The 10,021-nt window shown below is 62.1% G+C and carries 12 protein-coding genes; 8 read left to right on the top strand and 4 right to left on the bottom strand.

Translation table 11 applies throughout. The features are described from left to right. The first annotated feature begins 206 nt into the window (after positions 1-206). Positions 207-1,214: a DHH family phosphoesterase gene (locus tag AC4DF4_RS16360; protein ID WP_490049180.1), complete on the top strand. Its 1,008-nt coding sequence runs from the start codon at positions 207-209 to the stop codon at positions 1,212-1,214. Between the two features lie 30 nt (positions 1,215-1,244). After that, positions 1,245-1,964 carry a tRNA pseudouridine(55) synthase TruB gene (truB, locus tag AC4DF4_RS16365; RefSeq protein WP_490049181.1) on the top strand — a complete coding sequence of 240 codons (720 nt, stop codon included), beginning with the start codon at positions 1,245-1,247 and terminating at the stop codon, positions 1,962-1,964. Between the two features lie 245 nt (positions 1,965-2,209). Here truB and AC4DF4_RS16370 read toward each other — a convergent pair whose 3' ends face one another. The 4 genes from AC4DF4_RS16370 to rpsN form a co-directional block, all read right to left on the bottom strand. After that, positions 2,210-2,431 carry a type II toxin-antitoxin system HicB family antitoxin gene (locus tag AC4DF4_RS16370; protein ID WP_490049182.1) on the bottom strand — a complete coding sequence of 74 codons (222 nt, stop codon included), beginning with the start codon at positions 2,429-2,431 and terminating at the stop codon, positions 2,210-2,212. A gap of 581 nt (positions 2,432-3,012) precedes the next feature. Further along, entirely contained in the window at positions 3,013-4,398 is a 1,386-nt protein-coding gene (locus AC4DF4_RS16375) for a hemolysin family protein (RefSeq protein WP_490049183.1), read from the bottom strand. Positions 4,399-4,402: 4 nt separating this feature from the next. Continuing rightward, positions 4,403-4,663 carry an FmdB family zinc ribbon protein gene (locus AC4DF4_RS16380; protein ID WP_490049184.1) on the bottom strand — a complete coding sequence of 87 codons (261 nt, stop codon included), beginning with the start codon at positions 4,661-4,663 and terminating at the stop codon, positions 4,403-4,405. 61 nt (positions 4,664-4,724) lie between these two features. Continuing rightward, positions 4,725-4,994, bottom strand: a complete 270-nt coding sequence (rpsN, locus tag AC4DF4_RS16385; protein ID WP_490049189.1) for a 30S ribosomal protein S14 — start codon at positions 4,992-4,994, stop codon at positions 4,725-4,727. Positions 4,995-5,164: 170 nt separating this feature from the next. Here rpsN and AC4DF4_RS16390 point away from each other — a divergent pair, with 170 nt between their 5' ends. The 6 genes from AC4DF4_RS16390 to AC4DF4_RS16415 form a co-directional block, all read left to right on the top strand. Next, complete coding sequence (locus tag AC4DF4_RS16390) at positions 5,165-6,514, top strand: Gfo/Idh/MocA family protein (RefSeq protein ID WP_490049185.1); 1,350 nt, start codon at positions 5,165-5,167, stop codon at positions 6,512-6,514. A gap of 13 nt (positions 6,515-6,527) precedes the next feature. Further along, on the top strand, positions 6,528-7,058 hold the full coding sequence (locus AC4DF4_RS16395) for a hypothetical protein (RefSeq protein WP_490049191.1): 531 nt from the start codon (positions 6,528-6,530) through the stop codon (positions 7,056-7,058). Then, positions 6,953-7,267: a TIM barrel protein gene (locus AC4DF4_RS16400; RefSeq protein WP_490049190.1), complete on the top strand. Its 315-nt coding sequence runs from the start codon at positions 6,953-6,955 to the stop codon at positions 7,265-7,267. The genes AC4DF4_RS16395 and AC4DF4_RS16400 overlap by 106 nt, the downstream gene beginning before the upstream one ends. Before the next feature lie 127 nt (positions 7,268-7,394). Continuing rightward, on the top strand, positions 7,395-8,216 hold the full coding sequence (gene thiD / locus AC4DF4_RS16405) for a bifunctional hydroxymethylpyrimidine kinase/phosphomethylpyrimidine kinase (RefSeq protein WP_490049186.1): 822 nt from the start codon (positions 7,395-7,397) through the stop codon (positions 8,214-8,216). Between the two features lie 54 nt (positions 8,217-8,270). Continuing rightward, positions 8,271-9,191 carry a polysaccharide deacetylase family protein gene (locus AC4DF4_RS16410; RefSeq protein WP_490049187.1) on the top strand — a complete coding sequence of 307 codons (921 nt, stop codon included), beginning with the start codon at positions 8,271-8,273 and terminating at the stop codon, positions 9,189-9,191. An 8-nt stretch (positions 9,192-9,199) separates the two neighbouring features. Continuing rightward, positions 9,200-10,021 (top strand): dynamin family protein (locus AC4DF4_RS16415; protein ID WP_490049188.1); only part of this gene is annotated, 822 nt, incomplete at its 3' end.

A 10,021-nucleotide genomic window follows, 5' to 3' on the forward strand; every position in this document is an offset into this window, starting at 1 on the left:
CGTGTTGTCGTCGAGTATGGCTTTCATGCGAGCCAAACAGAGACGAAATGGGATGCCTTGTCTAGGATTTTCTTAGAATCGGGATGCGCTGGGGGGATTTCATTCAAAAAGAAAATGCCGTGAAGCGGGAAGCGGATTCTCAGGTTTATCCTTGCGCGGAGGGTGTTCGCGGGAAGAATCCGCCTCCCGCGCCGCGGTTCCACCCCATGAGCGAATCCACCAGCATTCCTGAAAACGCCAGCTTCGAGCAGATCGGCGAAGTCCTGCGCAACCACCGGTCGTTCGTCCTGATCAGCCACGTGCGGCCGGACGGCGACGCGATCGGCTCGCAGCTCGCGCTTGGCTACGCGCTCATCGCCGCGGGAAAAAGCGTGCGCCTCATCAACGAGGACGGGCTGCCGGACAATCTCGCGTTCATGGCCGGCTCGGAAAAAATCGAGCTGCCGCCGGCCGAGCCGCTGGACGTGGAGGTCGCCATCGCGCTGGACACCGCGACCAAGCCGCGGCTTGGCGACAACGCGCTGCACGCCGCTTCCAAGGCGAAAATCTGGCTCAACATCGACCACCACGTTTCCAACCCGAAATACGGCGACCTGAACCTGATCGACTCGAAAAGCCCGGCCACCGGACAGATTCTCTATCAGCTCATCATCGCGCTCGGCCTGCCGATGCCGGCGGAATCGCGCGACGCGATTTACGTCGCCGTCTCGACCGACACCGGGTCGTTCCAGTATCCGTCCACCACGGCGGAGACCTACGAACTGGGTGCCGACCTGATCCGCCGCGGGCTGGACGTGGGGACGATCAACTCGCTCATTTACGACAACTATCCGTTCCGCCGCCTCGAGCTGATGCGCGCGCTGCTCAACACGCTGGAGCTTTCCGAGAACGGACTCGTCGCGAACTGGACGATGCGCGACCAGCTCCGCATCGATCTCGGCTTGCTGCCGGAGGACAGCGAGGGGCTCATCGACCTCATCCGCGCGATCCGCGGAGTACAGCTCGCGGTGTTTTTCGAAGAGCTGCCGGACGGGAAAATCCGGATTTCCATGCGCTCGAAAGACCGCCGCTACAACGTGTGCGAGATCGCTACGGAGTTCGGCGGCGGCGGCCACGCGCTGGCCGCCGGCATACGCATGGCGGGGCCGCTCGAAGACGCGAAATCGCGGGTGCTCGGCGCGATCCACCGCCACATCGAAGCCGCCGGACTCTGACTTTCAACCTACTTTATGAGAAACAATCCCATGGATTCAGACGGCCCGAGCGGCGTGCTATTGATCGACAAAGCGGAAGACATGACATCGCACGATGTCGTCGCTATCGCCCGCCGCGCCCTGAACACCAAGAAGATCGGCCATTGCGGCACGCTCGACCCGATGGCCACCGGACTGCTGATGTTAGTCATCGGCCGGGCCACCAAGATCCAGGATTTGCTGATGAGCGAGGACAAGCAATACGTGGGCACGCTCACGCTCGGCTCGACCACCAGCACCCAAGACCGCCAGGGCGACACGCTGGAAACAAAGCCTGTTGGAGATTATTCCAAGGAGCAAATCCAAGCCGTCTTTGACGGTTTCATGGGCGACTTCGAACAAATCCCGCCGATGGTTTCCGCGATCAAGAAGGACGGCGTGCCGCTTTACAAACTGGCTAGAAAAGGCATCGAGATCGTCCGTGAGCCGCGCAAGGTGCATATCACGTCCAACGAGGTGACGCGCATCGAGCTGCCGGAAGTGGACTTCACCGTGAATTGCTCCAAGGGCTTTTACGTGCGGACTTACGCGCACGACATCGGCGCGCTGCTCGGTTGCGGCGCGCATCTCAGCGCGCTGCGCCGCACTCGGTCCGGGAAGTTCACGCTGGATCGCGCGGTGACCGTCGCGGATTTGAAAACCGCGCCGCGCGAGGACCTGCTCAAGGCGCTCATTTCCCTGGCGGAAATCTCGCTGATGCGCGGGGCTTGAGGAGTGTCGATCTTCGGTCAACCCTCCTTATGAAATTTTCGAGGCGCGGTCGCTCTGCCAAAGGGAGAAATGATTTTCAGCTAATCCCGCTTTCACTGGATTCCTTCGGATATAGCGGACCGCATTGATGAAATGATCAACATCACGAATGAGCAGGCATGACCCGCAACCTTGATCCAGCCAGGATTCGATTTTCCAAGTGAAGCGGCGGTGATATTCGACCCCCCTCAGCCTTCCTCTGCGCTTCATGCAAGGGCGAGGGGAACCAGTTTCTCCCCACTGCCCAAGCTGGCGCGGGCATCCTCGCGGCGGTCCTCCAGCAGCAGCAGGATGGACGCGCGAAGCGATTCCAGCGCCTCTTCCTCGGTGAGTCCCTGGCCGTTGCCCTCGGGAAACTCGGGGGAGAATGCAACGAACCATTCCCCATCGCGCAATACGCGGGCAGTGAACGTGGCGGGTGTTTTCATGCGCTCAATGTGAATCCCGCGGCAGCTTGCTGCAAGGTTGGATTGCCACTGCTAACGGGGCGAGGATGGCGAGCCATTTGAAGGCGGCGAGCAGTTGGGCGGGGTACCGGGTCATCGGGGCGGTGGGAATCTGGCAAAATGATTGGGAAATGGCAAATGTTCATGTTTGAGATGCAGATCATCTGCTCGATCAAGGGGCAGGCACCGGGGCGGTGGGTTCCGTCTTCCTCCCGAAGCGCTCGACGCGGGCGGTGCTTTCGAGGCCTTCGAAGTTGTCGCTGTGCTTGCCGGAGTTGGAGTCGTCGAGGGCGCGTGTCGCAAGTCGCTCGTATTGAGCTGGCTAGGATATGGGGGCGGCCGGAATTGGACGAACCTTGGCACGATCTTGTACGGACTTTGACACGAGCTCATATGGACTTTGGCACGATCTCTTACGAACCTTGGCGCATCCTGCATCAACCTCGGGGCGTGCGGTACAAGCCTCGGCATGGGTAGGATGGGAATGTGTCCCGGCTGTCTCAGCCGGATTTTGCCGGGGCTACGCTTCCGACTGAGACAGCCGGAACACTTTATTGGGATCCTCACCCTTCCTCGGACTCCTCCTCCGCCGCTGGCACCAGCTTGCGGAAGTGGACCTGGCCGACGCGGCGGCCGTCGGTGCTGGTGACGCGGGCTTCGTAGCCGAGGACTTCGACGGTTTCTCCGACTTCGGGGAAGCGTTCGAGCTGTTGGGTTAGATAGCCGCCGACGGTGGTGACTTCGCCGCTTTCGAGGAAGAGTTCGGGGACGTGGCCGGCGAGGTCGTTGAGGGTCATGGCACCTTCGATGACGAATTCGTCGTCGTTGATGCGGGTGAAGGACGAGCGCTCGTTGTCGAACTCGTCCTGGATGTCGCCGACGAGTTCTTCCATCACGTTGTCGAGGAAGACGATGCCGACGGGCGTGCCGAATTCATCGACTGCCATCGCGAGGTGGGCGTGCTCGTGGAGGAAAAACCGCAGCAGGGTGTCGAGCGGCATGGTGTCCGGCACGATTTTCAGCTCGCGCTTGATCCGCATCAGGTCGGGGTCGGGCTCCTTGATGAGCTTGAAGAGATCCTTGATGTGGATGAGGCCGATGGCGTGGTCGAGGTGGCCTTTGACGAGCGGGAAGCGGGTGTGCTTGCTGCGCATCGCGATTTCGAGGGTCTTCTCGAAGGGCTGGTCGGCGTCGAGGATGACGACCTTGTTGCGCGGCGTCATCACGTCGCGGACCCAGAGTTCGTTGAGGCCGAGGGCGTTGATGAGGATTTCGCGCTCGGTCTCGGTGACTTCCTGGGATTTTCCGCTCTGGGTGACGAGCAGGGCGAGTTCCTCGGCCGAGTGGATGTGCTCGCTCTCGCTGATCGGGTCGATCCGGAAAATGTTTTTGAGCAGCCAGTTCGCGGTGCCGTTGAAGAAGACGATCACCCAGTGAAAGCCCTTGAAGAAAAGGTGAAGCGGACCGACCAGCGCCATCGTCACGGGGACGGATTTGCGGATGGCGATGGATTTGGGAACCAGTTCGCCGACGACGACGTGGAGGAAGGTGAACGACGCGTAGGCCACGATCAGCGAGATCCAGTAGATCCACGTTTGGGGCATGCCGGTGGATGCCAGCAGCGGATAGACCAGCGCTTTCACGAACGGTTCGCCGAGGAAACCGAGGGCGAGCGAGGAAATGGTGATGCCGAGCTGGTTGGCGGACAGATAGCCGTCGAGATGGTTGACGACGTGCAGCGCGAGCTTGGGATTCGCGCCGTTTTCCTTGGAGAGCGCCTCGAGCTGGCTCGGGCGGACCTTCACGATGGCGAATTCCGAGGCGACGAAAAAGCCGTTGAGCAAGAGGAAGAAGGCGATGCCTGCGATATAAAGCAGCGACTGACCGAGTGAGGGGAAGTCGTGTTCTCCCACGACGGCGAGGAGATTGGGGGCGTATTCGGCGATCACGGCGTCAGAGTTTTTCGTAAACGCCTTGGTCGCGTCGCTCGAGGATGGTGAAGCCTGCTTTTTTCGCGTCGCTCACGGAGAGCGGCTTGGTGATCGTCGGGGTGTTGATCCGCGAGATGACCTTTTTGACCGGGTTTTTGCAAAGCGGGCAAACCACCAATGGCGCCCTGTCAATGGGGCGTCTGAGCTCGAATCCTCGGGCGCAGACGCGGCAACAATGCTCCGGGTCCTCCGGAGCTTCTGAAACGTATTCGTAAATTGGCATAAAAAGAACGTGGGAACGGGTAATGTCCGTCCCACGTTGAGATAGCGTAAAGCGTGCTGGTTTACCAGCTCGACTTGGTCACGCCCGGGAGCATCCCGGCGGAAGCAAGCTCGCGGAAGGTAATCCGGGAGAGGCGGAAGCGGCGCAGGAACGCGCGGCGACGGCCGGTGATCTCGCAGCGGTTGACCAGACGAGTCGGGCTCGCGTCACGTGGGAGCATGGAAAGGCCGACATAGTCTTTCGCTGCTTTGAGCTTGAGACGGAGTGCGGCGTATTTCTCGACAGTTTCTTTTTTGCGCGCGTTGCGGGCGATCCAACTTTTCTTAGCCATAATTCGGGAGGCAGGTGTTAAGGGATGGGCGGGGGGTTGCAAGCCCAAAGTCGCAATTTCTCGGTTTTCGATGAATTTTGACAAATCCCCGGCCGGCGAGAGCGTAATCCGAGAGGAGTATTTCAATCCGATGAACTCCGAAATCAAAGCACCTAAAACACCCTCCTCAAATGAACCGTCGTGAAATTCTCCGCACCGGCTCGCTCGGCACCCTCGGGCTGCTCGCGTCCCAAACCTTCCAATCCGCCCGTGCGCAAGCCCGTGTCGCCGGCTCCAACGAGCGCATCCGCATCGGTATCGTCGGGTTTTCCGACCGCCTGAACAGCACGCTGCTGCCCGCTTACAAGGCGGTGGCGGATCAGTTCAATTGCGAAATCGTCGGCGTTTCCGACATTTGGAGCCGTCGCCGTGAGGAGTCGAAGGCGTATTTCACGAAACACTTCGGCAAGGAAGTCGCCACCTATCGCAACAACGAGGAGCTTTACGAAAAGGCCAAACCGGACGCGGTCATCATTTCCACCGCGGATTTCCAACACGCCACCCACGCCATCGAGGCGATCGCGGCCGGGTGTGATGTCTATTGCGAAAAGCCTTTTGCGGAGACCATGGCAGATGCCCGCGCCGCGCTCAAGGCGGTGAAATCTTCCGACCGGATTCTCCAGGTCGGCTCGCAGCGCCGCTCGGGCCAGACTTACATGGCGGCCAACGAATACCTGAAGAGCGGGAAATTCGGCCCCATCGTCGCTGCGGAAATGACATGGAACGTGAACCAGCCCGGACGTTGGCGTCGGCCGGATCTCGTGGCGGCGATCCGCGAGCAGGACACCGACTGGAAGCGCTTCCTGTGCAACCGCCCGGACGACAAATGGGATCCGCGCAAGTATTTGGAATATCGTTTGTTCTGGCCATACTCGTCGGGCATTGCCGGCCAATGGATGTGCCACCAGATCGACACGATCCACTGGTTCACCGGACTTCCTCACCCTCGATCGGTGGCGGCGAGCGGCGGCATCTATCAGTGGAAGGACGGCCGGACGAATTTCGACACGCTCACCGCGGTTTTCGATTACGGCCCGCTCGATGATCCCACGTCCGGCTTCCAAGTCACCTACGGCTCGCGTTTCAGCAACTCCGCCGGCGGAACCAAGGAGGTTTACTATTCCAACGGCGGCGAACTCAACCTCGCCACCGGCAAGGTCACTGCCAACGGCGGCTTGGGGAAAAGGGAAGCTCAGGGGATGAAAATGGAGCCCAACCTGCTCGCCGACTACGTGCTCGAAGGCAACGGCGGGGCGATCACCGCCGCCAATACCGGCACCGACAAACTCACCACCGCGCACATGCACAACTGGCTCGACTGTCTGCGCTCGCGCAAGCAACCGCACGCCCCGGTCGAGGCCGGCTACCAACACTCGATCGCGACCATCATGGCCAATGCCGCGGCCCGCACCGGCGAGCGCGTCACCTTCGACGAGAAGGCGCAGGAAGTCATGGCTGGCGGCAAGGTGTTCCACCTCTGAAACAGTCCGGATCATGATTTCGATTTCCCGCAGGAATTTCCTCAACACCGTGGGCGTGGGCGACTTGCTCATGCCCGACAAACCGGAGGCGGAATTCGAGAAAAACCTGGCAAAACTCGCCACCTCCCCGTTGCCGGTCCTCGCCTGCAACGGTTTCATCCGTCCCGCCAATCTCCACTGCGTCGGTGCGGATGCGAACCACGATCTCATCCTCGAATGGTCGGAAACCACCTTCCGCCGGATGAAAAAAGCCGGCGGCAAAATCATCGTTTTCGGCAGCAGCGGCGCGCGAAAAATTCCTAATGGTTGGTCCAGGGAAAAGGCGGACGAGCAATTCGTCGCATTGCTCAAACGCATGGGTCCGCTCGCCGAAGCCCACGGCATCACCGTGTCACCGTCGAGCAACTCCGGGCCGAGGAATGCAATTACATCAACCGCATCGGCGAGGGCGCCGCGCTCATCCGCGCCGCCGGCCATCCCAATATCCGACTGCTCGCCGATCTCTATCACATGGCTAGCATGGGCGACACGCCCACCGACCTGAAAGCCGCGATGGACGTGGTCACGCATGTCGAGATCGCCGAGAAAAACGGCCGCACGGTTCCCGGCGTCAATGGCGATGATTTCCGGCCGTTTTTCCGCGTCCTGCGGGAAAGCGGCTATCAGGGCGCGCTCAGCATCGAGGGCAAATGGACCGACGCGCAGATCGGCCCGGCCTTCGCCGAGATCGCCAAACAGGCGGACGGGCTCTGAGCCAAGCCATCCCCGCCTGAGGTGGGGCAAATCAAAGTGTGTCCCGGCTGTCTCAGCCGGATGCCCCCGGCCGGAATCCGCTGCTGAAAGAAGATTGCGGGGAATCCCCCACCCGCTATCACCGGGCATGTCCCACACGCCTCCCGTCGCATTGACCATCGCCGGCTCGGATTGCTCCGCCGGGGCCGGAATCCAGGCGGATTTGAAAACCTTCCAGCACTTCGGCGTCCACGGACTCACCGCCGTCACCTGCGTGGTCTCGGAAACGGCGAACATCGTGCGCGCCGTGCACCCGGTGCCGGTGGGCATTGTGCGCGACCAGATCTCCTTGCTGCTAGAAAGCTTCCCGGTGGCCGCCATCAAGACCGGCATGCTCTTCTCCGCGGCCCACGTGACCGCCGTCGCGGAAGTTTTGCAACGGCACCCGCTCGTGCAGCTTGTCGTCGATCCCGTCATGATCGCCTCCACCGGAGCGCCCTTGCTGGAAGCGGACGCCATCGCGGCCTATCAGGAACTGCTGCTGCCGCTGGCCCGCCTCATCACCCCGAACCTGCCCGAAGCCGAGGCCTTGCTCGGCGAGCGGATCGCCGGTGAATCCGCGCTGGAACCGGCCGCCCGCCGGCTGGCGGAGATTTTCGGCGGCGCCGTCCTGCTCAAAGGCGGCCACCTCGACGGCCCGGAGTGCGTGGACCTGCTCGTCGATCAAGGCGAAGTCCGCCGCTTCGCCGCCGCGCGGATTCCCGTCGCCGGCTCGCACGGGACGGGCTGCACGCTTTCCGCCGCCATCACCGCCGCCCTCGCCCACGGCGAACCGCTTCCCCGCGCCGTAGAAACCGCCAAAAACTTCCTAGGCGAAACCCTGCGGCGGTCTTATCATTTCCAATCTCCCGGCGGCGGAATCCTCCACGCCCTCAATCAAGGCAGCACCTTCCGGAAAAACGAGGCGTGACATCATTTCCGGAATCCGTAACTTCTCCGAACCTTCTTTCTGCATTCGTTCCCCATGGAAAATCCTCTCCACTCCCTTGGTTACAAGGTTCTCAACGCCTCGCTTGAAGCGGATTCCGCCGGTCAGGCGGAATCCGCCAAACTCTCCCGCCGGGAATTCATGCTGCTGGCAGCCTCGCTCACCAGTTGTTCCGCCGCCGCTCCCTTGAAACCCCAAGGCGCCGGCCCGGTCAAAACGACCGCCAATTCCGGCTACCGCACGCCATCCCTGCACGGCCCGGTCCCGCGCAATCCGGACATGGCGCTGGGCTCGGATTTCTCCAAGGGCGCGGGCATCACGTTCACCCGCGTCATGGTTTCGGGCAACTACGTCGCCATCACTTTCGACGACGGCCCGCACCCGCAGAACACCCCGCGCCTGCTAGACATGCTCCGCGCGCGCAACATCAAGGCCACCTTCTACGTCATCGGCCGCAGCGTGGATCTCTATCCGCAAATCGTCCGCCGCACCGTCGCCGAGGGCCATGAAATCGGCAACCACACCCACTCCCACCGCCTGTTGAGCAAACTCAGCGACTCCGAAGTCCGCTCCGAGCTCAGCCGCTGCCAGGACGCCATCGGCCGCGCCGCCGGGGTCCGGCCGCGCACCATGCGTCCTCCCTACGGCGGCCTGCTCCAGCGCCAACGGGAACTGGTCCACGCCGAGTTCGGTTATCCCACCATCCTCTGGTCCGTCGATCCGCTCGACTGGAAGCGCCCCGGACCCGGCGTCGTCACCTCCCGGATTCTCAGCGGCACCACGGCCGGCGGCATCGTCCTCGCCCACGATCTCCATTCCCAAACCGTCGATGCCATGCCCGCCACCCTCGACGGCCTGCTCCGCCGCGGTTTCAAATTCGTCAACGTTTCACAATTGCTGGCGATGAAGACCGACGTCGCGACCGCCCAAGCGTCCGTGACTCCTTCCACCTACTGAGCCACACGATGTTCGGCGAGCGCTACTTCGCCACGCGCGAACGGCTTTCACAGGTGATGCGCGGCATCGCCGGGCTCGCGCTCGAAACCGCCACCGACCTCGGGGGCTGCCTGCCGCTTGAGGAAATCGAAAACGGCCTCGGCCCGCCCTTCCTCTTCGTCGTCTCCGGCGAGGTCAACGCCGGCAAGTCCACCCTCCTCAACGGCCTCTTCGGCCACGACCTCTGCCCGGTCAACGTCCTGCCGGAGACCGACCGCGTCATCTGCTATCAGCATGGAAATCCGCCACGCGACATCGGCATCTCACCGCTCCACGAGGAGCGCCACCGGCCGCTCGAATTCCTCCGCGACTTCACCCTGATAGACACCCCCGGCACCAACTCGTCCGTCCGCGACCACCGGCAAGTCACCGCCCGCTTCCTGCCCGCCGCGGATCTGATCTTCTGCGTGTTTCCGGTCACCAACCCGTGGGGGGCGGCCACTTGGGATTTCATTTCAGAGCTCGCTCCGGAGACTCTCAAACAGGTGGTTTTCATCATCCAACAGACCGACCTGCGGGAACCCGCCGATATCAGCGTGATCCTCGGCCACATGGCGGACCTGTCGATGAAGCGCATCGGCCGCGTGCCGCCGATTTTCGCCGTCTCCGGCAAGCTCGCGTGCGAGGCCAAGCGCGCCACGCCCGTCGCCGCCGGACTCCTCAAAGCCAGCGGCTATCCCGCGCTGGAAAGCTTTATTACGGAAAACGTCTGCGAATCCCCCCGCCGCCAAAACGCCATCGAAACCTGGCGCGGCCAAGCCGCCGCCGCCCTCCGCGCGGTGGAAGACCAC

The sequence above is a fragment of the Luteolibacter sp. genome, from assembly GCF_058122085.1.

What these genes read in the sequence shown, in the direction of transcription:
- AC4DF4_RS16360 (WP_490049180.1), top strand. Translation starts at nt 207, where the DNA reads ATGAGCGAATCCACCAGCATTCCTGAAAACGCCAGCTTCGAGCAGATC.
- truB (WP_490049181.1), top strand. Translation starts at nt 1,245, where the DNA reads ATGGATTCAGACGGCCCGAGCGGCGTGCTATTGATCGACAAAGCGGAA.
- AC4DF4_RS16370 (WP_490049182.1), bottom strand. Translation starts at nt 2,431, where the DNA reads ATGAAAACACCCGCCACGTTCACTGCCCGCGTATTGCGCGATGGGGAA.
- AC4DF4_RS16380 (WP_490049184.1), bottom strand. Translation starts at nt 4,663, where the DNA reads ATGCCAATTTACGAATACGTTTCAGAAGCTCCGGAGGACCCGGAGCAT.
- rpsN (WP_490049189.1), bottom strand. Translation starts at nt 4,994, where the DNA reads ATGGCTAAGAAAAGTTGGATCGCCCGCAACGCGCGCAAAAAAGAAACT.
- AC4DF4_RS16390 (WP_490049185.1), top strand. Translation starts at nt 5,165, where the DNA reads ATGAACCGTCGTGAAATTCTCCGCACCGGCTCGCTCGGCACCCTCGGG.
- AC4DF4_RS16395 (WP_490049191.1), top strand. Translation starts at nt 6,528, where the DNA reads ATGATTTCGATTTCCCGCAGGAATTTCCTCAACACCGTGGGCGTGGGC.
- thiD (WP_490049186.1), top strand. Translation starts at nt 7,395, where the DNA reads ATGTCCCACACGCCTCCCGTCGCATTGACCATCGCCGGCTCGGATTGC.
- AC4DF4_RS16410 (WP_490049187.1), top strand. Translation starts at nt 8,271, where the DNA reads ATGGAAAATCCTCTCCACTCCCTTGGTTACAAGGTTCTCAACGCCTCG.